The following is a 24387-nucleotide window of genomic DNA, read 5'->3' as shown; positions in this document are numbered from 1 at the left end:
AACAAAAATGGCCACCAAATCGGCAGCCATTGTGTTTTAAATCTAAGCCTCAGCTAAATGCGAATGGTTAATCGAATAACTCGATGACCAGCTTGTTGTCTTTAATCACTAGATTAGGTTCCGATGACTTGATCAATGACTCTTGAACCTTATTGCTGTCCAGTTTGTAAACCGGTGACTGGGACAAAGCAAAGCCAATCATAGAAACGGCAGGCTTAAGTAGTTTGGCGACCTCAGGCGACAGTTGTTTATCTTTTTCTTCAAAGCGCTCTAAACGCAGTGATTTCAAATAAATCTCGCCACTCTCTTTGTCATATTCAGGAATCGCACTGAACTCGATATCAAGATCCAACCTCATATTCGGCACGTTAAACACCTGAACTTGTGCATTGGTATTCGCCAGAACAGACACGCGCTCGGCATCAGCTCGGCCAATTTGCACCGCTAAGTCATCGACAGCGACTTGCGCATACATAACGTTTTGTACACCCACTTCTTGCTCTAACATCACCGAATCTTGAAGGTAGTTCGTCATTTCTTGCTCGGTCACGCTGTAGCTCACACAACCGCCTAGCATCAGTGCAGACGCTGCCAAAATGAACTTTTTTGCTACGTTAATTATCATCAATATCAGCTCTTTATCGTTAGTGATTAGCGCGGAGTTTACTGTGTGAGCATCAATAAACAAAACAGAAAAAACACGATATTCGTGACTACCTTTAATTAATAAGCATAAATATCAGTAAGTAAAGCACCAGATTGGCTTTCCCGCTTAAAATACTGCCACTTGCTTGCTCAACGTTCTTAGGTTTATGTACTCGAATTATTCGAATTTTGCTCCTAAGCTTATGGAATATTTAGGGGGCTTACTGAAGGTTTCATCATGGATATCGAAACATGAAGAGTGAGCACAATGCCATCAAAAAGAGTATCACCTGAGCCAATAACTCGTTCTGTGATTTTGTTATGCAACACCGCATGCCTGCACCATAGTCAGTGGGTTGGAGAACTGCGTCTCCATAACTGGGAAGCTCAAGTTGCAGAAACAACCGAACAGGCCATTCACTTACTCGATACACGCAGCGAAAGCTACGCACCAATTGTGGTTTCTTGTCTAACATCATCCTCAATCGACAAACAATGTGAGCAAATATCAATGCTGAAGGCTCGCTTTCCAAGTTTAAAAGCAATTGCTATCTGCAGCCAACCACCAAGCCGTAACTTATCACTCATTAAGCAAACCTTTTGGGATTATTACCACCTCCCTATTGATACAGAATGGCTTTGTCGAAATTTAGGGCATGCGTATGGCATGGTAGACACCAAGCAAACTAAACCTAAGCCTGTCTCGTGCAATGAATGTCAATTGGTGGGGCAATCCAGAACCATCCAGCAACTTAAAAAGAAGATAGCCAAGATCGCTAACAACGATTTCCCAGTGCTGATTCAAGGGGAAACCGGTACAGGAAAAAGCCTATGCGCACGTTTGATACATGAAGCCTCTGCCCGCAGTCAGAAACCTTTCATCGCTGTAAATTGTGGCGCAATTCCACAATCCTTGATTCACTCAGAGTTATTTGGCTTTGAAAAAGGCTCGTTCACGGGAGCAAACAAACGCTACGTCGGACACGTGGAAAGAGCGAATGGTGGCACGCTATTTTTGGATGAGATCGGCGACCTTGAACTGTCGCTGCAAACCTACTTACTCCACTTTCTAGAAAATAACTTGATAGAGCGATTAGGCAGTAACAACCAATTACCCATAGATTGCCGTGTGATTTTCGCCACCAACGTCAATATCGAACAAGCCGTTGCTGCAGGTAAATTTCGAAAGGATCTCTTTCATCGGATCAATGTACTTCCATTGGACCTAGTGCCACTCAATGATCACAAAGAAGACATTGAAGATTTGGTTCGATTTGAGCTGAAGCACAATTACGCATCCAAAACCAAACTGCCTAGTGACACCCTTGAGCAAATGAAACAGTACCATTGGCCGGGCAATGTTAGAGAGTTATTCAACTGCATAAAAAGGGCGATCGTTCTTTCTAATTCAAGCGCCCTCTCTACTCGTCATATGGGAATTCAATTGAAAGACGCGTCGCCCGACGTAGAAAATGATACTCGACTTTCTTCAAAAAATGTTCGTCGAGTGATTCAGCAGCACCACTACAATATTTCCCAATCTGCCAAAGCGTTGTCTATTTCTCGGACGACCTTATATAAGCTGATAAAAAAACATCAGATAGTAATTTAAGTCGCCTAACTAACCAACTAACCAACTAACTAATAAACTAATAAACTAATAAACTAATAAACTAATAAAGCAGCCTAACGAACTAGGCTGCTTTGGAGTTTAGTTGTACTCAATTAATGAAAGTACTTAAGGCTCAGGTACAGTAAATGGACAAACATCACAGGTTGCAATGTTCGATGTTTCCATAAATGCATCTTGCAAGAACAACGAGTCAAACGTTGCTGTCACTTGATTAGATAGCATTCCTGCGGTTCCGGTTGGTAACACATTTGGCGCATAAGTTTTGCTTACTTGTGTACACACTTGACCGATCGCATCACCAAAGTTCGGTATCCACTCTCCTTCACCCGTTTTACAAGCAAACAGCTCAGGGTCGGCACTTAATGCACTACACATATTGCCAGCACCACATGTGGTCACATCCTCAAGATCATCACAAGGTAAAGCAAAGTCGAGGTAATAACTGCTGTTGACTACTTCAGTAGGTAAATCAGAACGGCTCAAAGAGTCATCCTTAGAATCCACCAGCGATTCAATAGCCAATGGGATATCACCGGTATTACATATTTCAACATCATAGGTTTTCTTAAGCACAACTTGGCCGCCATCAACCTCTAAGAAGCTATTACACACCTTAGAAATCTCAACCATCGGGCTCAAGTCTATTGGTGGACAATTGTAAGCCACTGGCGCTTGAGCATTCACGATAAGCCCATCAAGATCCACCGCACCATCTATCACGCCGACGGCTCCGTTATTTACAGACAGATAATTCCCCATGAATGAGAATGACTCGCCGACACTCCACACTTCATCACCGTTACCCACGACAGGAAGCGCACCTAAGATTGGTGACTCAGATAAAAAGGCCACTTCGTAATCACCATTGGTGCCTAACGAACCAGGGCCGGTATTGGTTACCGTCACGGTGTAATCGATGTTGAACATGCCATCAACCGTAAAGCTGGTTGTGTTACAAGTCGCCGCTATATTGATGCTACATAAACTGAATGAACCGACAACGAAGTCAGCCAAAGATGCATCAATCGAACGAGAAGCTCGAGACTCCACTAAGAAACTACTGAAACAAGGAATATCCTCAATACCGAACTCATCATTCAACAGAGCTGACAAGTTTAATCGACCTTCCACAAAGCTCTCGGTTGGAATAGAGGTTGTTTCACCCGTTTTAGCTAGATAGTCCCAACCTTGTACATTGGGTAGAGCAATTGCACCGATAGAATCATCATTTGAAATCGCACAGATCTTCTCGACGCCGACTGCGCCACTGCCACATCTTGCCCCCACAAAATCATTCGATTTAGGGTCACCGTCAGTTTGGAAAATTCTCGTCATGTTGTCGGTGACATCACCATTATTCAAATCCCACTGCAACACTTCTATGTACGGATTACCGCCACTTGCTTGTGGGAATGAAATCAGCACAAGGATGTCTCCATTGACATGTTGCCCAACAAAGTCGCCTTTAGTTTTCCCATCCGGCAATCCAACCTGGTCTTGTAAGAACCAGAAGCCAATGTACATATCACCATTGTTCGCATATCGGTCTGCACCAAAGTAAATCAGCAAGTCACCTTCGCTTTCAAAGGCAGCGGCATACGCATTGGTAAAGTCATCTTTCGGTTGTGGCGACGCACTTCGAAATGCCCAATCCGTAATGTCGGAATCATCTTTTGATCCACCCTTCCAAAAGATTTGATCCACACCGTTACGGTCTTTTTGGAAAAACTCCGCAATCCCGACCATGCTGTTGGGGTTATTTACATCGTCCCAATCAATACCACTATTATCGCTGGTCGCGTTACCATCGAGTTCCATAACATCAACCGTAGCCCATGCCAACTGGGGGCTACTAAACAACAAAAGCACACTAAGTAAATAATTTATAACCTTCATGTTCTCTCTCCATTTATCCATACTTATGCTTTTAGGGTTTTCTGCCATGCCCAAATTAGAGAAAATCCTTTAGCAATTCGTAGGTTCGATAGAGCATATTCCAAGCCAATTTCAACTTATTGAATTGATTGATGTTTATATATTGAAGGCACACCTTTATTGGACGCTTTGTTATCATTTGTCCATAAACCCGAGATTTGACCAAACAATCAAGGACTTGAAAGGATGAACAAAGTGTCTACGTCAGACATTCTTAGAGCTTTGGATACAAGGTAAGTGATCTTTAAAAGGTGCAATAACGTAGCCATTGCTAGATTATTGAATAACAAGCGATTGAATTGACGGGTGCCGACTTAACGGGAAACTGAAGGTTCACTCGTGAAATGATAGGCGAACAGACGATGACACAACTTACGATATTTTACGATGGGACATGCCCGTTGTGCGCAAAGGAGATGGCGGCACTTGCAAAGCATGATGCCGAGAATAAGATTCAAACCATCGATATCTACAGTGAAGCCTTTTCAGACTACCCTCAGATTGATGCCGACGCAGCCAACACCATTTTGCATGCACTGGATGAGAATGGAAAACTGCTGCTGGGCTTAGACGTGACCTACCAAGCGTGGCGCTTAGTAGGAAAAGGTTGGCTATACGCCCCTTTACGTTGGGCGATATTCAAGCCAGTGGCCGACTGGTGTTATCTTCGGTTTGCCAAGAACCGATACAAAGTCTCTTTCTGGCTAACTGGAAAGTCACGCTGCGATGGTAACAGCTGCACAAAATAGTACTTGGTTAAGACATACCACTTGCGACTTTGTAATACACCACACCAAACAGCGCAGCAAAAACTAAAACGGTAACCGCGACTTTTAACCAAATAAACTTCATGTTTTGTCCTTTAAATTCTGTTTACTGTTTCGCGAGACAAGTTACCACAACAAAACATTCGGTTGGGTAATGATTGATAGAACTTTGTAGTGAGTCTTGATAACTAAGTGAGAACCTTTATGTCGGCAAAAGAGAGAAACCTTCCTACACATCGAATTTCTAGATTCAGCAAGTTTGCCTCGCTGGCAACAAGGGTCGCGGGCAACGTGATAACGGAAGGCACCAAGCAGATTGCACAAGGCAACAGGCCCAAAGCAAAAGACTTATTACTCACCCCGCAGAACATTGCACGCCTGACTGATCAACTCGCCCACCTGCGCGGTGCTGCCATGAAGCTTGGGCAGATGTTATCAATGGACGCGGGCGATGTCCTCGAACCGGAACTCGCCGACATTCTTTCTCGCCTTCGCTCAGACGCCGACCCACTGCCAACAAAGCAGCTCAACCAAGTGTTAGAAAGCTCACTCGGCATCAACTGGAAAGCCGAATTCCTTTCCTTCAACTTTAAACCTATCGCCAGTGCGTCCATCGGACAAGTTCACCAAGCCTACAGTGATGCGGGAGACAAACTTGCCATCAAAGTCCAATATCCCGGTATTCGAAAAAGCATCGACAGTGATGTGGACAACGTAGGTACATTGCTTAACATCGTCGGTTTGATACCCAAGTCTGTCGATTACAAAAGCTTATTAGAAGAAGCAAAGAAACAGCTCCATGATGAAGCAGATTATGCTCGCGAGGCTGACTACGCGACTCGTTACTATCATGCACTGAAAGAACACGCTCACTTCGTTGTACCTAAGATTCACCCTCAAATGTCTTCAGAATCAGTGCTCGCGATGGACTTCATTGAAGGCGTCTCGATAGAGAAAATAGAAGGTTACGATCAAAGTACTCGTGATTTTGTCATGCGCAGCTTGCTCGAACTCATGTTCAGGGAGTTGTTCGACTTGCAGATGGTGCAGACCGACCCTAATTTTGCCAACTACCTTTACGTTGAAAACACGCGCCAGATTGGGCTGTTAGATTTTGGAGCAACCCGTGAATACAGCGACCGCTTCAGTGATGGCTATCGTTTGGCCTTTACCTCTGTGATTAATCACGATGAACAAGGCCTCAACAAGGCGCTAGAGCAGATTGGGTTCTTTAGCGAGACGATTCTCCCCGATCAGCGCCAAGCCATTCTCAACTTAGTGACAATGGCGTGTGAGCCCATGTTGGTTGACGAAGAGTACGATTTTAAAGCCAGTGGACTCGCTCAAAAGCTACGCGAAGCCGGAACTATACTCAGCATGGAACAAGAGTATTGGCACACACCACCAGCAGACGCCCTGTTCCTACACCGTAAAATCGGAGGCATGTATCTGTTAGCCGCTCGCCTTGGCGCAAGGGTGAACATAAGTCGTTTGGTCGATCCGTATCTCATCAGCGATGACACTTGATTAGTTCATAAATAGTGACGGTTAATGACCAGAAAAGTGATCATTTCGCGCTGCGCAAGAGTAGTAATAGTTATGCCAACTAAAATGAGCCAAACCCATGAAACCTTCACTGCTTTGCTCCACAGCCCTGATTGCAAGCCTAACGAGCTCTATCGCTTTTGCATCAAGCTGCCCTGAGATACTCAACGGCAAACAACGGTTGCTAAATTCGAACGAAGAGATAGAGCTGTGTGAAGAGTTTCAAGGCAAAACTCTTTTGGTTGTAAACACAGCCAGCCAATGTGGTTTCACTCCTCAATTCGAACAACTCGAGCAATTGCATCAAACCTATAAAGACCAAGGCTTCACGGTTGTCGGCTTTCCAAGTAATGATTTTCGCCAAGATAGAGGAAGTGAAGAGAAGTCCGCTAAAATCTGTTACCTCGACTACGGAGTTACCTTTCCTATGATGGCGAGAGCCACATTATCTGGCAGTAACGCCAATCCTGTGTTTGCAGAAATACAACAGCAAGCAGGTGTCACACCCAAGTGGAACTTCTACAAATTCTTGATCAATAAAGAAGGTAAAGTGGTAGCAACCTTCCCTAGCTCTACATCGCCAACCAGTAGTACCCTCAAAAATGCTATCGAACAGCATTTATGAGGTCAGATTTTATGGAGACAACTCAAACACGCAACACCATGGCCAAGCTCGGTTATATGGGTTTAATCCCCTTTTTGTTCGGTCTACTGTTATCACTCACCGACAGCCAGTTCATTAGCTTGAGTGGCGAAACACTCTTCATCACCTACAGCGTGGTTATCTTGAGCTTTTTGTCGGGTATCTTGTGGGGCAATGGGATAGAGAACTTCGAAAGCCAATCGAGCAACAAGGCGCTGATTCTAAGCAACGTGATTGTGCTAGCCGCGTGGGTAGCTGTGCTACTTGGGGAACAAAAAGAGTTCCTCACTACTCTGATTCTTATCATTGGCTACATTGCGGTTTGGCGAGCGGAAAGGTCAATGAGAGAAGAGAACCAAAGCGAAGGCCCCGACGGCTATTTTGATATGAGAACCCGATTAACCTCTAGCGTGGTGTTGATGCACGGTATCGTGATGTTGACCTAGGTCTGTGAACCTTTAATTAAGGTGTGCGCCTTTGAATAAACAACGTTAGCAAGAAACTAGACGATGAGCTGCATCACCAACCTTGGCTCATCATCGCCAAAATAGTTCGACTCTTCTTTGATAGTGACAAAACCCATAGACACATAAAGCGCCCAAGCCGACGCATTATTTGGATCAACGGTAAGCAACACCTTGGATTCTTTAGGCAGCGTCGTGATCGCCTGTTCCATCAACGAACGTCCCACTCCCATACCTCGAAATTGACCATCAACGGCCAGTGACAAAATCCAATATTCTTGTGGCTTGTCTGTTGGTGTCATCAACACATAACCCGCAACTTGCGAATCCTGTTTCGCCACCAGCAAGCCCTTCCCCCAGCAATCAAAGGCCTGACGAAAGAAAAACTGCGGATAGGCGTGGTCGCCAAACAAAGCATGTTCAAGCTGGTAGATATCAGCCAATTCTTGTTTTTCCGCACAAACAACATTCATACATCGACCTTAAAAAGATTAACTACACCGCCCTTCAGCTACAATCTGCCTTCAACTGAAGCCAGCCAAGTTGGCAATTGCTCTCTAAACCAATTGATGTATTTCGAAGCTTCAGGGTTGTTACGCGTGACTAATATATTCATGACTTCGACTACAATCCAGCTTTTAGCCATGATCAATTGCTTTATTAAATCTTCACGCGGAATCAAGGTGTTATGGCAAAGGTACTGATCAACAATGCGCTCATAATCAGACAAGGAACCCATTCGCGAAACGAGTGGTGCTAAATCTATCGCGGGGCTACCAAAACCAAAACGCTCCCAATCAAATAACACGAGCTGATCGTTATCTCTTCTTCCCCAATTTCCTTCATTGGAGTCACCCGAAATTAACGTGTCATGGTTAAAAATCGCATCACTCTGCGATTGAATATACTTAAGACTGTCTTGCGTAACTTGAGGCAATTGTAGGGAAGATAAAGCCGCCGTGGTGTCATCTAAACTCCATTGATGGCGCTTAACTTCAAATGTTGGTCGATATTGAGAACAGTGAATACTAGCGAGCTGCTGAAACACATCACTTGTCGTTTGTAGCTCGGCAAGACAAACCGAATGAGGAATGTATTCGAGATAAAGATCACAACCATCGACCGCAAGAAGTTGAGGCGTATTCACTCCATCAAGATGCTGCGCTGCATGTTGGTAAAAAGCGACTTCAACCTCGCCAGTCCCTTGTTTATGTATACAAGGAAAGCCATTATGCTCAGTTAAAGAAACCTGCGCAGCGCCCATTTGTGAGAGGTCTTGATTACTCATCGCATTCCTTCTATCCGTGTAAACAGCAGAACGAACCCTACTGACGGCTCACTAACAAATTCGCACCAGATAGAGCAAGAAACACCGAGCAGGCTTTATTGAAGCGCTTAGCCATTTTAGGCTGTGAGAACCAATTTCGTAGATATAAACCAAAAGCAGCATAGATAGAAATAGCGAGTATTTCTAACATAAGGAATGTGCTTCCGAGGATGAAGAATTGCGTGTTTACATTAGCGGTGACATCGACAAATTGAGGAAGGAATGCGGTGAAGATAAGAATGGCTTTAGGGTTGCCAGCTGCGAGTGTAAACTCTTGTTTGACTAGGCCGAACCAATTTTTGTTACGATCAATTCCAACAATAGGGCTGGCTTGTGAGCGCCATAAGTTAAACGCAATCCACAATAAATACATGGCGCCAAACAGCTTGATGAGAAAGAACAAGGTTTCAGAAGTATAAAGCACAACGGCTAAGCCCGATGCAGCTAACGCGATCATGCCAGAAAAGGCAGCAATTCTTCCTAACCCAGCAACTAAAGCAGCTTGAAATCCATAACAGCGAGCGTTGTTCATTGATAACAAATTGTTTGGGCCCGGCGTCATGTTGAGCGCAAAACAAGCAGGGATAAACAGCAGCAACTTCCATATTTCCATTGGGACTTCCTAGTTACAATATGCCAAGGTTATTGAATCGTTTAACCGCAATATTACCTTTTATAACAGCATTTGAAATCTTTTATAGTACCACTTGAAAGCTGTGCCAATACTCTGCCACACCCCTTGAATTAGTTTTCGAAGAATTGCTCGTATTCTGGAGTCGACAGGTTTTCCGCAACCCCAATCTCACCGACGATATAAATCGCACTCGCGAGAGTTTCTAACGTTTGATTCGGCTCGCGTTCAGGTACGTCGCCAACAACCGGAACAGATTTAGGTTCAGAGACAGAATTACAAACAACACTTTCACATACGATGTTTTGTCGTTCCAACGAGATGGCTTCTGGTACATCAAAGCCTCCCGCTGATAAATCAGAGTTAGAAAGGTCTAAAGCACCGTAAGAGAAGGTCGAAAACAGAGCTGAAAGTACAATCCACTTATTCATAATTCTTTCCATAGTTAATATTCATCAAACTTATAAATACTATCTAATCATAAACATTATGAACAGTGTTTTATTTAAAATTTCTAAGACTTTTGATTCACTGACTTAGAAACATTCGAGTTCTGAATAGGAGGTAATATCAACTTACCTGTGAATGTTTGTTTGACGTGAACCTATCAAGTACCGCCTGAGGGATCATGATGACCGAGTATTTAATAAAGGCCACAAGCGTCATCACTGCCACAAAGCTTCCTAAAATAAAGTCATGAACATCAACGAGCACCAATCCGAGCAATCGATCACAAGTGACCGCAACTACCGCAATACTGAGCGCTACAATCCACTTACTGTGCTGATAGGGTAACGGCTCCATTGTTTGACTAACGAAATATAAAAGTAGTAATCGCAATATGTAAGTGCCACAGAGAACAACAATAACACCCCACACGCCATAAATGGGCGTCACGGTGACATAACCAATAGCGGCCAAGATCGCGCATCCGCCTTGAATCCACATTTGTGATTGACTTGAGTTTCCACTGAAACAGCCAAGATTCAAATAGTCACCTGCGTTCTTGATAACACTAATGGCAAGCAATGCGACAACAATCGTACCCGCATATTGATAGCTACTTGGCAAAATTAAAGCGATAAAACCTGGAACAGTTAGAATCATCAAAGCACCCAATACGATGGCAAAATTAACGCCGACTAAGGCTTTATCAGCACAATGTTTACTGCCGCCTGTTTGTTGAAGAATGGCGACACGGTTTGGGAACCACCAAAGTGCATAGGGTTGTAATAACAATCCGAGAATCAAAGCAAATTTACCACTGACTGCATAAATCGCCAGCTCTTCGACTCCAACGAAACTTGCCATGACCCAACGATCTAAACCCGTAATCATGTACATCGATGCCCCCCCGACCAAAGCGGGTAACCCAAACTTCAAGATCTTAGTGGAGTATTTAAAGCAACCAAATGTTCCCATCTCTTGCCATTGATAGCGCACTAAACAGATCATTAGCAGCACACTAGAGACTGCAGCCGAAATCAACACACCATCAATACCATATCCGGCCTCAAGCAACGCAAAAGTCATGAAGGCTTGAACACCCGCTTTCAATACATTAAGCAGGCAGAATCGCTTCGCCATCGCGTTCATTCGCATTAGGGTAAGAGGAATAGAGATTGCCCCATCAAGCATCGTAGGAATAAGCAGTAGTAAAATTTGGTAGGGTTGAAATTCGACGGGCAACATTAAGAGTAACAACGGCATACTGAGCACAATTAATAGCCCTCCTAGTACACACACCAAAACACTTAACGTAAAACAGTTCGAGATGAGTTCCCGTTTTTCATCGCCATCAGCCACGCCCACATAACGGTACATTGCCTCAACGATACCAAAACTAAACAATATCGTTCCAATATCGGCTAACAAAACAATCGCTTCTAAAGAACCGTATTCTGCTAGCGTCATTTTGTGAGTAATGTATGGAATCATCACTAGTGATATTCCTTTCATCATCACAATACCAATGGCGTAATAGGCTGACTGTTTTAAAGACCCCATAGCAATCACCTGTTCCTTACCATGCGGGTGTTAGGAAACTCTTACAGTCTCCAAGAAGATGTCGTAACGTTCGTTTTTGCGGAGCCAAAACTAACGAGCGGATACTGTATGAGATGGCCAATCGGTTTTGTTGCAAGCCTCGATAATAGTCAGCGTAACCTTCCAATATTCTCGCCTTTGCGATTTTAAAGCTAGAAGAAGGCAGGTTCCAACGTTCACTGCCATTTTGGTAACGCTGAAGAATAGTCTCTATAGACTGCAAATTCCTCAATTTGAAGCTTTCAGTTTGAGTGACAGAACTCGACCTCATTAAATAACCAACCTGCACTGAATTCAGCACACCAATCTGATGATTCTCACTTAGTCGAAGCCACAACTCCCAATCTTCTCCATACTTAATGTCAGCATTAAAACTGTCTGTTTGAGAGAGCACATCAGCTCTAACCATCACTGTCGATGTACCAATCACGTTGTTTTCAATAATGAACTCCAGTGGCTTTTCAATATTGAAGAACAACTCATCTTTCTCTTGGAACTGTGACCAATAGCTAAAGCAGTCAATAATCACTTGGTAGTCTTCAGTGAGATGTTCGTAATTGGTAAAACTCATCGCCAACTCAGGGTTTCGTTGATGGAACTCGATCTGTCGCTCGATTTTCTCTGGATACCAAAAATCGTCGGCATCTAAAAAAGCGATGAATTCACCGGTCGCCTTTTCAATCCCTAGGTTTCTGGCTTGAGGTGCACCTACACCCAGAGTCGCTATTTTAACTATACGTTCGTCGTGTATGGATGCGAGATAAGTTGACGTTCCATCATTGCTGTTATCATCAATAATGATTAATTCGATATCTTGATGAGTCTGTTTGAGTACGCTGCCGATTGCCTTCGGAAGATAGTCCAAACAATTATAAGTAGGAATAACAATACTAACTTTAGCCATAGTGACGATCTCAAATTTATACGTTGTACAGCTACTTCTGCATATCCTGTGCCGAGCATTCCTCACTATTAAACTGGCTTTATATCAGCAGCCTACGTGCTTGTTCGCAAAATGACGACCAAGCGCTGTCTGCAGAAACACTCAAATCTCCAATTTGAATGCCATTTTGAGAAAACCAGTAGCAACCTAACGATAACCACAAAAAAACCATTAAGAAGCGCCGAAAAAATACTCTTTCATCTTGGTTCGTATCTTGCTTAATCCATTTTAGTGGCCAGTAAAAGGAGCAAAAAATGAAAAAAGTAGCATTTATAGCGCCGACCTACCCTGTACTGAGCGAGACATTCATTCAGACAGAAGTCGACTCCGTGAAAGCGTGTGGGCATCAGGTATGCGTAATGGCATTCGAAGTAGAAGAAAGTGAAAAAGCTTTCGACTATGACATCGTGAAAATTGGCAAGGATGTTCGGGCGGGCAAGATAACTAGCATCAACTGGGTGGGTTTTGTCAAAGCGCTTTCGTTTGTATCTAAGCAGACTAGCATGCCGAAGAAGTCACTTTTCGCTTATGGATTTAAGTTGGCGTTACAACTCGCAGAAAAAGACGTTAACCATGTCCATGCTCACTTCTGCCAACACACCACTGCCCACGCTATTGTCGCCGCTAAGCTTCTCAACATCACTTGCTCGTTTGTCGCCCATGGCCATGATGTTTACGAATTCGCTTACGATATTGAACATAAGATTACATCGAGCGATTTTGTGGTCGCGGTCTGTAAAGACATGCTCACCGACTTTAATCACATGGCAAAAGGTAATATTAAGCTCCTGCATTGCGGTGTAAATACCAAGCAATTTCAACTACACCCAAAGACCGAAACCAAGCAGCTTCGCTTTGTTTTCCTTGGAAGATTAGTTGAACAAAAAGGTATCCACTTTCTCATTGATGCCTTAGCACCCATAGCCGAGCCTCTGGACATTCATCTCGATATCGTCGGTACTGGAGATCTAGAGTCCCAGTTAAAAGCGCAAGTCGAACAACAAGGGCTAACTCGAAATGTCAGCTTTCTTGGTTCAAAGCCTCATGGGTGGGTAAAAGAGCACTTACCGAGCTACGATTGTTTAGTCGCTCCTTTTTGCTTTTCAGAAACAGGTTGTGTCGATACTGGACCGTTAGTACTAAAAGAGGCCATGGCAGTCGGAACACCCGTGATTACAACCAACATTATGGGCTGTAAGGAAATTGTCACACCTGATACCGGATTTTTAGTGAATGAAAAAAACGTCGAAGAGTTAAGAGAAAGCATTGAGCGTTTTGCGCAATTAAGTAGCGAGGACAAAACAGAAATGGGGATGATGGCAAGAACCAGAGTAGAGAAGCGATTTAACTCTCTTAAACAAGCTCAACAGCTGTCTCATTGGATAGAAAACCCAGTTTAAGACTATCAAAAAACACGCAAATAGATGTGAAATGAATTAGAGACTAGAAGAGAAAGACACAAACCATAGCGTTACATTGATGCAAACTGTAACGCTTAATATGATATTAGTTTGGATAAAACTAGCCCTACGCTGGGCTAGACTTGCTTCCGTGATTAAAAAACAGCTCGCCGAGCTTTCTTAACCCGCTCGCAAAGCTAATATCTCAGTAAGATCGTCTGTCTCTGTATATCGATTCAGATCTTGTTCTTTAGAAGCAATCGCAACGATAGACATTCGGTCTGCAAGTTCATTACCTTCAATACCAACATGACCGTTAACATGGTGGATAGTGATTTGAGAAGCGAGCTCTTGGTACATCGCATAAGCTGGCTTGATGATATCGAGGTTTTTGATTTCACCACCCGACTTCGTCCAACCTTTTTTCTCCCAGCCCGTTGCCCACTTAGTAATACAGTCAATCGAGTATTTTGAGTCACTATAAATTGCAACAGACAAGCCGGCTTGCAGTTTCTCTTTTGCAATTATAAATGCTTGCTTCAAACCTTGTAGCTCTGCGGTATTGTTAGTACCCATTGGTTGGTAAAGACCATACCACAACTCAGTTAAATCGTTGTTCAGGTACACCGCTAAGCCTGTACCGGCTTCACCTGGGTTTGGCTCACAACCGCCATCAGTAAAGATCTTGATATCAAAAGGCATATCAGTGATTTGTTGTTGAGAGAGAGGCGGAACCTTCGCTTTAGTCGCCTTACCCGCAGAGCTTGGCTTTGTAGCCGAAAAACCTGACGCAGACGACGTTTTACCACCGAAAGCAGATTCAGCCTCGCCTAATGTAGGAAACGATTTGTATCTCGCACCAGCAAAGCCATCAACTTGCGATTTACACTCATTCCAAGTGGTAAAAATACCCGGTGTACGACCTTTCCAAACCACATAATATTTCTTAGCCAAACTAACTCCTTACCAGAACCTTAAAACACAAACAGTGAATCGGTACATTAGATGCCACCATGTCATACGTTGCAAGGTCAATCAGTCAAAAACAGGTCTAAAAAAGCTTCGCTCATAACTCACGATGCAATCAACTTCATCTGCAAATTCAAACGCTTTAATACACTCAGCATCGCTCAGCGATTTAATCCGATACTCTTCATAGGCAGCCAAGCTTTCAAAGGTAAACAGCGCCAAAGCAATATTGCTCGCCCCTTCCGACGGCAAGAAATAACCATTGTGTTGGCCACCAAATTTAGCGACCAAAGGAATCCACATTTTAGCGTAGGTTTCGAACTCCTTTGTTTTCTTAGGATCAATCACATATCGAACATAACAAGTAATCATATCTATATAGCCCTTAAATCATGGGAGAAACATAAAACCTAAGTCGAAGCTCAAGAGAAAAGGTAATCAACCGCGACTAAGTTATAGAACAAAAACACGGCCATACTGACTCCAATCGTTAACAGCACATTGCCTGTTTTCCATATCAACAACCCAGTCACAAGAGCACCGATCAAATATGGATTCTCGAGGCTTGGCCAGAATGATTGCTCAGGAGCGAATACAATCGGTCCCCAAATAGCCGTTAATACCGCAGGGCTTGAATAACGTAGTAGACGCCTTGCTGTACTATTTAGTCGAAGAGGAATTGTAGGTTCTAGAAACACATATCGACTGAAAAAAACAATCGCTGTCATGAGTACGATCGATAACCAAATCATGCAGACTCTCCTTCATTGGCTTGTTTCTGACCATTGTTACGTTCAACAAATGATTCACTAATGAAGCCCGCCAACATACCTGAAATCGCAGCAATCATCAGCCCTCCTTCAACCTGATTGACCGCCATTGCCACAGAGATCACCAATGACACCACAACACACACCACCGTTGGCAGTGTTCGAATCAAAGGAAAAACCAAAGCAATGAAAGTCGCGGCGACCGCAAAATCGAGGCCAATCTCGTTAAGTGATGGAATTTGACTACCTGCGACAATGCCGACAAAGCTCGCAATATTCCAAACGAGGTAAAATCCGCCGCCCACGCCTGCGGCATACCAACGATTAAACTCTTGTTGGGATTGCCCACTGCAAATCGCGAACAGCTCATCAGTGAGCCAAAAACCAAGCAATAAACGCCAACGAGCTGGCAGATGACTAATTTTGTCACGCATAGAGACACTATAAAGAAAGTGTCTTGACGTAATAAACAGCGTGGTTAACAACATAGTCCCTAAACCAATGCCCGCTTTAAACATACCCGCAGCCACCAGCTGAGCTGAACCCGCAAATAAAATGGCAGACATAGCCTGAGCTTGAAGCTGATTCAGTCCAGCATCTATCGCATACGAGCCCGCTAATATGCCCCACGGTATGACGGCAATACTTAACGGCATCGCTGCCATAACGCCTTTCCATAACTGCGTACGTTTATCCATTGTGTTGTTATCCATATTTTTCTAGTTCTCGTTACATTGGTTTTCCACTGTAAAAGAGCACTCACTTATTCGATTGTACAAATTTGCTTTATCGCCAAAGCACAAAGTTAAAAGCGATCAGATCAACGCATCTTAATATACTGACCTGGGGTGTAACCGTTGGCTTTCTTAAAATGTCGATGAAAATGGCTTTGATCGTGAAAGCCACACTCTTGAGCAGTGTCCGAGATCGAATGCCCTTGCTTTAGCAACTTACGCGAAAGCCTGAGTCGAGATTGAATTTGATATGCATGTGGCGGAAGACCAAATTCTTTTTGAAAGGAGCGCACCAAGTGAAATGGGCTTAAAGCCGCAAGCTTCGACAATTCTTCCAATGACACATCCGCTTGTGGAAAATCGTCTAAAAACTCTTTCACTAGAACAAGTTGGCGTTGAGTTTTTCCATCTAACAGAGGCTTAAGGCTCGACTTCCCATGTCGGCTAATCAGTTTAACCAACATCCCGTACATCAAGGTTTCTCTTAGCAGGCGATTATCTGATTCATCAATCGTGTTGAAAACTAATCTGAGTTGATTGGCGAGTTCAGGATCTTCAACAACTGCTCTAGGGAAGTAAGGAGCCCCGTAATTCGGCAGATTGAGTTCCTGTGTGATTTTGGCAAGTTGTTCTGGCAGTGGATACATTGCACGATACGCCCAACCACCTTCGGTAGCAGAATGACCGCTATGAACTTCATCAGCGTTAACCAGAATGATGGCATCTTGAGGCGCGACATGATGCCCTCCCGTTCGATAGAAGCGCTGAGCACCCTGCTCAATCACACCGAGAGTGTAACCTTCATGGCTGTGACGTGAGAAGTTCTGCTTTTCATATTCTGCATTGAGGATTTCAAGGCCACCGAGTTCTTCTGTGATCTTGTATTCGGCTTTCTCTTTAGATCGCTTTTTGTTATCCATAACCATCCCCAAGCCTTTTAATTATCGAGCGACTTATCAGTCTACTCTATAGGCTCTCACAACTTTTGTACAAAATTGCGCATTTGATCGTTAATACCGTTTTTATCGCTGGCTTAATAACGCTTTCTAACTGGGAGGAAAGTCTTGGTCTATAACTAGTTGGCGAGGAATTGACAAATTAGTGTAGCAATCATGGCAATACTCTCTTCAAATCATCGGCAACAGACCTGATACACCATGAAAAATACGCTAATCTTTTTCTTTTTCCTGAGCCTAACTGGCTGCACACACAATCAATCCAAAGCTTTAAGTATGAACTCCTCGTCAGTCAATACGTATCCTCAATCGATGTCGAACCTGCAACTGTGCGACACCTTGTATTACGGGCGCTCAAGCAACCAAACACTCGCAGCGATTGGCAGTGAGTTTAATCGCCGAGGGCTGTCAAAAAGTTGGTGTGATATAGAAACCAACAAGCTCTACTTAACAAAGACAATTGATTGGGTTGCTGACCAAGTAGAAGACAAAGAAGATTCAGACGAAGAAGCGTCTGCTGTTGTGTTGCCTGCGAATTGAGAGGTTAGGTAATTTAAACTCAACTTAATACACAAACAACACTTGGAAGAAAGCTAGAACAAACAGGTTGTTATGCATGCCTTTGCTCACATCAATATGTATTCGCTATGTATTCATATTGAAAAATGTTAACAAGTAGTTAATTATCAGTATCCATTATTACTATAAGGAAATAACAAATGAAATGGATACTTGTTGCATTCGTCAGTGTTTTCTCTGTGTTCACGTACGCTAAAGATTGGAAACAAATTCGCTTTACTGTTGAAGGGGCTTACCCACCATTCAGCTGGACAACGCAGGACGGTGAATTAGAGGGATTTGAAGTCGATTTAGCCAACGCGCTTTGTATCGAATTAGGGGTAAAGTGCATCATCTCCAAAACAGATTGGGACGGTATTATCCCTTCGCTCTTGAGTCGTAAGAACGATGCGATAATTGCAGCTATGACGATTACCGAAGAGCGTGAAAAGAAAGTTAACTTCACCATCCCATACGCCAAAGTCCCTACTCGTTTCGTGATGAAGAAAGATCGAGAGATCAATATGAATGACGACAGCTTGAATGACCTAACTATCGGGGTTCAACGTGCAACAATCGGTGATAAGTACCTTTCTGAGATCTACCCTGATGTAGACATTAAACGTTACGGTTCATTCGATGAAGCCTTTACTGATTTACTCAACGGCCGTCTTGATTCTGTATTTGGTGGTTCAATGGGTCTCAATGCAGGCTTTCTCGAAACAGAACAAGGTAAGGACCATCACTTTACGGGCCCTAAATTTACAGAAGAGAAGTGGTTTGGTCGTGGGATTGGTGTGGCGGTACGAAAACAAGACAATGAACTGAAAGATCTTATTGATGACGGTATCCAACGCTTGATCGACAATGGTCAGCATCAAAAGATAGCGAGTAAGTATTTTTCATACAGTATTTACGACTAACACAATGCCTTTCAAATATTGCTGACTGCGATTGTTTGTCTTTTGATTCTAAACACAGCAATGTTTTTTAACTAATGATGGCAAGGTCAACCGTGCCTTGCCCATTAAACTAAACTCAAGTCTTCGCCAGTTTAATACGGCGCCACAATCTTCCATCGATGGCCGACAAGCCAATAGCGATCAACAACATGCCAACAAAATGAATAACTTCTAACGACTCATTGAGGAACAGAGAACCAAGCAAGATGGCGGAAACAGGCACTAACAAGGTAACGAGTAAAACATTGGTCGCCCCTGCCAGTTCTAGAATTTTAAAGTACAGAACATAAGCGACCGCTGTCGATAAAACTGCAAGCCCAGCGATAGCCGCCCATGTATCTCCACTCATTGCTACAACATCAAGTGGGCCATCCACCATTAACGCAACAGGGGTTAAAACAATCGTTGATGCTGTTACTTGCCCTGCCGCTGTGATAATCGGATTGATCTCCATAGCTTTGAATCGACGACCGTACACTCCTGCAAAAGCGTATGACAAAGCAGCCGCGATGATTGCCAACTGAGCAATAAAACTGCCACCTCCGCTCAGAGCAGGCAACCCTATCATCACAACCACACCAACAAAACCAATGCCGACACCCACGAGTTTTAGCGGTGTTACACGCTCATCAGGTAATAGTATTCCTGCCACCACAACCGCGAAGATCGGTGTCGCTGCGTTTAGGATCGACGCTAGCCCAGACGCGATTTGAGTTTGCCCCCATACGATAAGCGCGAACGGGACGACATTATTAAGTAAACCCATTCCTAAAAAGGCCCCCCAAACACGCAACTCTTTAGGCGGGCGAAGCCCTATCATCAAAGCAATAATCCACAAAGTGATGGCAGCAATTCCCACTCTAAGCGCGACTATGGTTAACGGAGGAAGATCAGTAACCACAACACCAACGAAGAAGAACGATCCTCCCCATAGCATGGAAAGAACAATCAGCATTGCCCACACACGGGCATTCATTGAGATATTAATAGTCGATGTCATGGTTCAGTTCACTCTTGAATAATTGGTATATGATCAATCTTAGCGACCCACAGAAATACAAAACATCCGATTTTTGCGTTATATCTATATTGTTCAATCCAAGAGCGATTGAACCTCAAGTGCTTATAATAAAATTAGTTAGCAAGAAACGGATGGAACCATCACCGAACATGCGGTTAGATAATGATAGACCAGTAATTAAGTAGAGATTAAGCCATGCCAATGCCACCAGAACTCGAAATGAGAAAAGCGATAGCCGTCAGAGACAAGTCTTTCGACGGGCAATTTTTCTATGGTGTTATCACTACGGGTGTTTATTGCTTGCCATCGTGTTCTGCGAGGCCTGCAAAACCTGAGAACTTGAGGTTCTTTGAAAGCATTGAAATGGCGATGTTGGCAGGCTTCAGGCCATGCAAACGCTGCCACCCTTTTCCGGGAAACTCTCGAGTGGCAAAATTGGTAGAAGTTGCACGCCACATTGAAGCGCACGCTGATGAGAAACTCACACTTTCTAGCTTAGGTGAAATTGCGGAATTATCTCCCTCACGATTACAAAGGCTGTTCAAGGAAGCATTCGGAGTGTCACCTAAAGCGTATCAAGATGCCGTTCGAATGCGTCACTTTAAGAGCTCTCTAAAACAAGGAGACGGCGTAACCGATGCCATCTACGCCTCTGGTTTTGGCTCAATCAGTCGTGTCTATGGAGAAGCAACTCGCAACATAGGTATGGCACCAAAGGCCTATCGAGCAGGAGGCGCTGGCGAAACGATCAATTATGCATGCCGCCAAACCTCACTCGGTTTCATGATGATGGCCGCGACCGATAAAGGCGTCTGTTTCGTGCAATTTGGTGACAATGAACAAGCACTATTAGAGCAATTGAGTAGCGAGTTCCCAAAAGCCGAACTGACAATTTCTGCGTCACTAGATACGCCCGAGTTGGATTTCTGGATAGAAGCACTCGATCAGCACATCAGTCAAGGCGCCCCAAGACCTGATTTGCCACTGGATATTCGAGGAACTGCATTTCAGATTAAGGTATGGCAGTTTTTATTGAGCATCAAAGAAGGCGATATTGTTAGCTACAGTGAAGTAGCTTGTGAGATCGACAAACCAAAAGCCGTTCGAGCGGTAGCATCAGCTTGTGGTAAAAACCGAATTGGCGTGCTGATACCTTGCCATCGCGTTCTGAGAAGTAATGGGGAGCTAGGTGGATACCGTTGGGGATTGGAACGTAAACGCGCGTTATTAGATAAAGAGCGATTAGTACAAGACAAGTAAGCGCTAGAGTAGCTAATCAATAGACTTAAAGACGTTATTTAAAACTACAATTAAAAAGCTTCAGATAGCAAAAAGCCGCTCATTAAGAGCGGCTTTTTATATGGGTGGAAGCCCCAGCCACATCCCGGCACACACGTCGCCTGCTGCGGCTGCTCCCTTCCAGGCCTGACCGAGTTCACAAGTTAGTGTTGCGGGAGGACCAGAGCCTCCATAGATTCTTTTTCTAAGAGGCTTGCCTCAAAGAGTGATTGGATTATTAAGCATCGCAGCAACCATTGCAAGCTCTTCGACCCTATTTTTGAACAATTGCTGTCTAAGTGCTTATCCTTTATTCAAACCACTAGAAAATCGCAGGTAAATTCACCATTTACCTGCGTTCTAACGGCTTGAGTTTCTGTGGTGCTAGATATCTATATCTTCGTTATCTTCGGTGCGAAGGATGTAATCTGTCATCCATGCCGTGCCTAACAGGCACAACCAAACCACAAATACCGGACTTGGAACCTCAATGCTTGGAGTAATCACCAGAGCAGCAAAACCGACCGTTGGTAATGTCCAACACAATAGCTTATTCCATCGGAAGGTTTTCAAACGCGTCAGTGTTTCCATCGATGCCATAATGCCTGTAACACACAAGGCAACCAAAGCTGCATAAGGTAAGTCGGCTATCCACAATGGAAGAATCAAACCTAATGACCACCAGCTGTGTCGGCTGGCTGGTTTAAGGTGATTCGCTGCCCACCAAATCACAATGATCGACAAAGTCTGTAGTGTGGTAATCCAGGGAGCGCCATCAAGCTTACCTGCTGACTGCGTGACCATAATCCCGACTTGCAAAGTTGCTACAATCAAGCCAGAAATAATCACGACGGATAAACTACTGCGTTTTGAAAAGACCACCATAAGCAGTGGGAATAATACCCACGCACTGACAGACAGCGTGATGGGTTGTAAAGGCAGGGTTAAACCATAGGCAGTCATGGATGCGAGCAAAGCTAACCCTGCGATGCCTCCCTGCGGTAAGATCCATAAAGCAGGAATAACCATTGCAAGTACTGGGATGTCTCCCTCACTTAAACTGATTGCTCTCGCGCAAACAACCGCTAATAATGTGGTTATCAAGAACTGAAACGTTGAAAATACCATAGCCCTCTCCTTCTACCGATCCGTGGTATTAATGAACTAGGAACTTTTAGTATGGACCAATTTTTGCTCCAAATCTTTGCTGTGATTCACCAAATTCCATATGGGAAAGTAACAACTTATGGAGACATAGCACGTTTTTCAGGTTTTCCGGGCTATGCACGACATGTAGGTAGAGCATTAGGCAACTTGCCTGAAGGAAGTAAACTACCTTGGTATAGGGTGATTAACAGCAAAGGTGAGATCTCTTTGAAGGGTGATTCGTTTGATCGCCAAAAGAAGCATCTGGTCGAAGAAGGGGTTGAAGTGAGTGACGCAGGAAAGGTAAAACTCAGAATATACAAATGGCAGCCCTAGAGCTGCCATCAATTACATAACTAGTTAATCAGCTAATCAGCTAATCAGCTAATCAAGATGCCTTGATATGGCATCCATTCCTAGTTAACGAACACCAACCAAGCGCAAGTCTGCTTGTTGCGTGTTTTCTACATCAGTAATTACAGACTTAATTGTGTCTGTTGTGAAACGTAACTTACCGTCGACATGAATCGTTGCGCGCATGTTGTAACGGTGGTTAGCTTGAATTTTGTTGTTGTCGTAGCTCAATTCGAATGCGAAAGGTACTTGCTTACCATCAGCTGTGAATTCTTGAGTCGCAATCACCGTTGATGGTGCGTCAGCAAGTGAAATATCTTCTAGCGTTACGGTAATAACTGCATTCTCTGGCAATGCAATTCGTTCACGATAGCTTACTGTACCTGAAATCACTTGGGTATTCTCTGCAACGGCTTCTTGAGAAGCATTCGTTTCTGATGTTGCTTGGCAACCAACCAATAGGCCAAACGATAATAAAGACGTAATAAAAATTAGAGCCTTTTTCATATTCAATTTCTCTCAACATGTTTGTCGGAATCGACAAATCTACGGCCTAATTATAAGAGAGCTTTCATATTCTGTCTCGAAACCCTATGATTTATTGACAGATATTTGACTAAGCTAAATGATTAGCACACTAATCTGACACCCATTTTACGAAGAGGAATGCTGGTGATGAGTCAACCTTTACAAGAATTACTCAGTTTACTTCAGCTAGAAAAGCTGGAAGAAGGTTTATTCCGAGGGCAAAGTGAGAACCTAGGTCTTCCCCAGGTTTATGGCGGTCAGGTATTGGGACAAGCGCTTTCTGCGGCTCGCTATACCGTTCAAGACGACCGCAGTGTTCACTCGTTCCATAGTTACTTTCTGTACCCTGGTGATCCTGAAAAGCCAATTATTTACGATGTTGAAAACCTAAGAGATGGACGCAGCTTTAGCACACGTCGTGTTAAAGCAATTCAAAATGGCCGCCCTATTTTCTATCTCACAGCTTCTTATCATGGCGATGCTCCAGGCTTTGAACACCAAATTGCAATGCCTGATATTCCAGGGCCAGAGAACTTTGCATCAGAAACCGAGTTAGCGAGCCATATCGCTGAATTCTTACCAGAGAAGCTACGCAAAACCTTTTGTGGAGAAAAACCGATTGAGATGCGCCCTGTTACGGTCGTTAATCCACTAAACCCTAAAAAAGCCGAAGCGAAACAATACCTGTGGGTAAGAGCAAATGGTGCGTTGCCAGACAACCAGCTTATTCACCAATATTTGTTGGCATACGCGTCTGATTGGGGTTTCTTGGTGACAGCGCTTCACCCTCATGAAGTATCGATCATGACGCCAAACTTCCAAGTTGCGACGATTGACCACTCTATTTGGTTCCACCGTCCATTCAAAATGGATGAATGGCTGCTATATGCGATTGAAAGCCCGACCGCGGCCAACACTCGCGGCTTAGTGCGTGGTGAGATTTACAACCAAAAAGGTGAGCTAGTCGCGACAGCCGTTCAAGAAGGTGTGATGCGCTTTACCAAGTAACGAGCAAACACTTTTTATAACTGTGAGCATTTTTAAAAGCGACGTACATTTTTAGAAACGGCGAACAAGCACGTTCAAACCCAAAAGGGGCTAGGTATCATACCTAGCCCCTTTTTAGTAACGC

Annotated in this window: 27 protein-coding genes and 1 other RNA gene; 11 read left to right on the top strand and 17 right to left on the bottom strand. The window is 43.8% G+C overall.

All coding sequences use genetic code 11. From position 1 onward, the window contains the following. Window positions 1–67: 67 nt before the first annotated feature. The gene (locus tag AC3CIA_RS04885) at window positions 68–625 is read right to left on the bottom strand and encodes a YceB family lipoprotein (protein ID WP_029222249.1); all 558 of its coding nucleotides are present in this window, start codon (window positions 623–625) and stop codon (window positions 68–70) included. A 288-nt stretch (window positions 626–913) separates the two neighbouring features. Between AC3CIA_RS04885 and AC3CIA_RS04880 the strand changes: the two genes are divergently transcribed. Next, on the top strand, window positions 914–2257 hold the full coding sequence (locus tag AC3CIA_RS04880) for a sigma-54 interaction domain-containing protein (RefSeq protein ID WP_488518617.1): 1344 nt from the start codon (window positions 914–916) through the stop codon (window positions 2255–2257). Between the two features lie 126 nt (window positions 2258–2383). On the opposite strand, the gene AC3CIA_RS04875 is transcribed toward AC3CIA_RS04880, so the two are convergent. Further along, on the bottom strand, window positions 2384–4174 hold the full coding sequence (locus tag AC3CIA_RS04875) for a hypothetical protein (RefSeq protein WP_488518616.1): 1791 nt from the start codon (window positions 4172–4174) through the stop codon (window positions 2384–2386). Window positions 4175–4575: 401 nt separating this feature from the next. Between AC3CIA_RS04875 and AC3CIA_RS04870 the strand changes: the two genes are divergently transcribed. From AC3CIA_RS04870 to AC3CIA_RS04855, 4 genes are all read left to right on the top strand, one after another. After that, window positions 4576–4962, top strand: coding sequence for a thiol-disulfide oxidoreductase DCC family protein (locus AC3CIA_RS04870; RefSeq protein WP_428786238.1), 387 nt, complete (start codon window positions 4576–4578; stop codon window positions 4960–4962). A 222-nt stretch (window positions 4963–5184) separates the two neighbouring features. Further along, the gene (locus AC3CIA_RS04865) at window positions 5185–6507 is read left to right on the top strand and encodes an ABC1 kinase family protein (RefSeq protein WP_488518615.1); all 1323 of its coding nucleotides are present in this window, start codon (window positions 5185–5187) and stop codon (window positions 6505–6507) included. A gap of 97 nt (window positions 6508–6604) precedes the next feature. Then, entirely contained in the window at window positions 6605–7150 is a 546-nt protein-coding gene (locus tag AC3CIA_RS04860; RefSeq protein WP_237290752.1) for a glutathione peroxidase, read from the top strand. Continuing rightward, window positions 7147–7614 carry a DUF3429 domain-containing protein gene (locus tag AC3CIA_RS04855; RefSeq protein ID WP_114633154.1) on the top strand — a complete coding sequence of 156 codons (468 nt, stop codon included), beginning with the start codon at window positions 7147–7149 and terminating at the stop codon, window positions 7612–7614. Before AC3CIA_RS04860 ends, AC3CIA_RS04855 begins: the two co-directional genes overlap by 4 nt. A gap of 56 nt (window positions 7615–7670) precedes the next feature. On the opposite strand, the gene AC3CIA_RS04850 is transcribed toward AC3CIA_RS04855, so the two are convergent. The 6 genes from AC3CIA_RS04850 to AC3CIA_RS04825 all read right to left on the bottom strand — a co-directional run bounded on the left by AC3CIA_RS04850 (window position 7671) and on the right by AC3CIA_RS04825 (window position 12540). After that, on the bottom strand, window positions 7671–8105 hold the full coding sequence (locus AC3CIA_RS04850) for a GNAT family N-acetyltransferase (protein ID WP_488518614.1): 435 nt from the start codon (window positions 8103–8105) through the stop codon (window positions 7671–7673). A gap of 38 nt (window positions 8106–8143) precedes the next feature. Further along, window positions 8144–8920, bottom strand: a complete 777-nt coding sequence (locus AC3CIA_RS04845) for a phosphotransferase (RefSeq protein ID WP_488518613.1) — start codon at window positions 8918–8920, stop codon at window positions 8144–8146. Window positions 8921–8957: 37 nt separating this feature from the next. Continuing rightward, window positions 8958–9572, bottom strand: a complete 615-nt coding sequence (locus AC3CIA_RS04840) for a LysE family translocator (RefSeq protein ID WP_488518612.1) — start codon at window positions 9570–9572, stop codon at window positions 8958–8960. Between the two features lie 131 nt (window positions 9573–9703). Beyond that, complete coding sequence (locus tag AC3CIA_RS04835) at window positions 9704–10021, bottom strand: hypothetical protein (protein WP_171314677.1); 318 nt, start codon at window positions 10019–10021, stop codon at window positions 9704–9706. Between the two features lie 139 nt (window positions 10022–10160). Further along, window positions 10161–11597, bottom strand: a complete 1437-nt coding sequence (locus AC3CIA_RS04830; protein WP_488518611.1) for a lipopolysaccharide biosynthesis protein — start codon at window positions 11595–11597, stop codon at window positions 10161–10163. Window positions 11598–11613: 16 nt separating this feature from the next. After that, window positions 11614–12540, bottom strand: a complete 927-nt coding sequence (locus AC3CIA_RS04825) for a glycosyltransferase family 2 protein (RefSeq protein ID WP_372244256.1) — start codon at window positions 12538–12540, stop codon at window positions 11614–11616. Window positions 12541–12833: 293 nt separating this feature from the next. Between AC3CIA_RS04825 and AC3CIA_RS04820 the strand changes: the two genes are divergently transcribed. Next, a complete protein-coding gene (locus tag AC3CIA_RS04820) occupies window positions 12834–13979 on the top strand; it encodes a glycosyltransferase (RefSeq protein WP_146457155.1) in 1146 nt (381 codons plus the stop codon). Window positions 13980–14159: 180 nt separating this feature from the next. Here the strand turns inward: AC3CIA_RS04820 and AC3CIA_RS04815 are convergent, their stop codons facing one another. From AC3CIA_RS04815 to AC3CIA_RS04795, 5 genes are all read right to left on the bottom strand, one after another. Continuing rightward, the gene (locus AC3CIA_RS04815; RefSeq protein WP_488518610.1) at window positions 14160–14933 is read right to left on the bottom strand and encodes a ribonuclease H1 domain-containing protein; all 774 of its coding nucleotides are present in this window, start codon (window positions 14931–14933) and stop codon (window positions 14160–14162) included. An 81-nt stretch (window positions 14934–15014) separates the two neighbouring features. Further along, window positions 15015–15320: an NIPSNAP family protein gene (locus AC3CIA_RS04810; protein ID WP_029189615.1), complete on the bottom strand. Its 306-nt coding sequence runs from the start codon at window positions 15318–15320 to the stop codon at window positions 15015–15017. A 50-nt stretch (window positions 15321–15370) separates the two neighbouring features. Further along, on the bottom strand, window positions 15371–15700 hold the full coding sequence (locus AC3CIA_RS04805) for an AzlD domain-containing protein (RefSeq protein WP_016785726.1): 330 nt from the start codon (window positions 15698–15700) through the stop codon (window positions 15371–15373). Beyond that, on the bottom strand, window positions 15697–16431 hold the full coding sequence (locus AC3CIA_RS04800; protein ID WP_488518609.1) for an AzlC family ABC transporter permease: 735 nt from the start codon (window positions 16429–16431) through the stop codon (window positions 15697–15699). Before AC3CIA_RS04800 ends, AC3CIA_RS04805 begins: the two co-directional genes overlap by 4 nt. A gap of 107 nt (window positions 16432–16538) precedes the next feature. After that, a complete protein-coding gene (locus AC3CIA_RS04795) occupies window positions 16539–17372 on the bottom strand; it encodes an AraC family transcriptional regulator (RefSeq protein ID WP_010439648.1) in 834 nt (277 codons plus the stop codon). A gap of 237 nt (window positions 17373–17609) precedes the next feature. Between AC3CIA_RS04795 and AC3CIA_RS04790 the strand changes: the two genes are divergently transcribed. Both AC3CIA_RS04790 and AC3CIA_RS04785 read left to right on the top strand, forming a co-directional pair. Further along, window positions 17610–17948 (top strand): hypothetical protein, encoded by a 339-nt coding sequence (locus AC3CIA_RS04790; RefSeq protein ID WP_488518608.1) that lies wholly within the window; start codon window positions 17610–17612, stop codon window positions 17946–17948. A gap of 179 nt (window positions 17949–18127) precedes the next feature. Then, complete coding sequence (locus AC3CIA_RS04785) at window positions 18128–18889, top strand: transporter substrate-binding domain-containing protein (RefSeq protein ID WP_488518607.1); 762 nt, start codon at window positions 18128–18130, stop codon at window positions 18887–18889. Between the two features lie 115 nt (window positions 18890–19004). Here AC3CIA_RS04785 and AC3CIA_RS04780 read toward each other — a convergent pair whose 3' ends face one another. Continuing rightward, complete coding sequence (locus tag AC3CIA_RS04780) at window positions 19005–19928, bottom strand: DMT family transporter (RefSeq protein ID WP_488518606.1); 924 nt, start codon at window positions 19926–19928, stop codon at window positions 19005–19007. Between the two features lie 216 nt (window positions 19929–20144). On the opposite strand from AC3CIA_RS04780, the gene AC3CIA_RS04775 reads away from it, so the two are divergent. Continuing rightward, on the top strand, window positions 20145–21209 hold the full coding sequence (locus tag AC3CIA_RS04775) for a bifunctional transcriptional activator/DNA repair enzyme AdaA (RefSeq protein WP_488518605.1): 1065 nt from the start codon (window positions 20145–20147) through the stop codon (window positions 21207–21209). Between the two features lie 108 nt (window positions 21210–21317). Here AC3CIA_RS04775 and ffs read toward each other — a convergent pair. Then, window positions 21318–21414, bottom strand: an RNA gene (ffs, locus tag AC3CIA_RS04770) — signal recognition particle sRNA small type. A 197-nt stretch (window positions 21415–21611) separates the two neighbouring features. Continuing rightward, window positions 21612–22355, bottom strand: a complete 744-nt coding sequence (locus tag AC3CIA_RS04765) for a VP0952 family biofilm-associated protein (protein WP_017073556.1) — start codon at window positions 22353–22355, stop codon at window positions 21612–21614. Window positions 22356–22406: 51 nt separating this feature from the next. On the opposite strand from AC3CIA_RS04765, the gene AC3CIA_RS04760 reads away from it, so the two are divergent. Further along, on the top strand, window positions 22407–22709 hold the full coding sequence (locus tag AC3CIA_RS04760; RefSeq protein ID WP_102450202.1) for an MGMT family protein: 303 nt from the start codon (window positions 22407–22409) through the stop codon (window positions 22707–22709). Between the two features lie 84 nt (window positions 22710–22793). On the opposite strand, the gene AC3CIA_RS04755 is transcribed toward AC3CIA_RS04760, so the two are convergent. Then, window positions 22794–23234, bottom strand: coding sequence for a YbaY family lipoprotein (locus tag AC3CIA_RS04755; protein ID WP_029224850.1), 441 nt, complete (start codon window positions 23232–23234; stop codon window positions 22794–22796). A gap of 168 nt (window positions 23235–23402) precedes the next feature. Between AC3CIA_RS04755 and tesB the strand changes: the two genes are divergently transcribed. Further along, on the top strand, window positions 23403–24263 hold the full coding sequence (gene tesB, locus AC3CIA_RS04750) for an acyl-CoA thioesterase II (protein ID WP_029224851.1): 861 nt from the start codon (window positions 23403–23405) through the stop codon (window positions 24261–24263). Window positions 24264–24387 lie beyond the last annotated feature (124 nt).

The organism is Vibrio sp. QJM3NY_27 (assembly GCF_057785955.1).
This window is presented reverse-complemented; position numbering and strand designations above follow the sequence as displayed.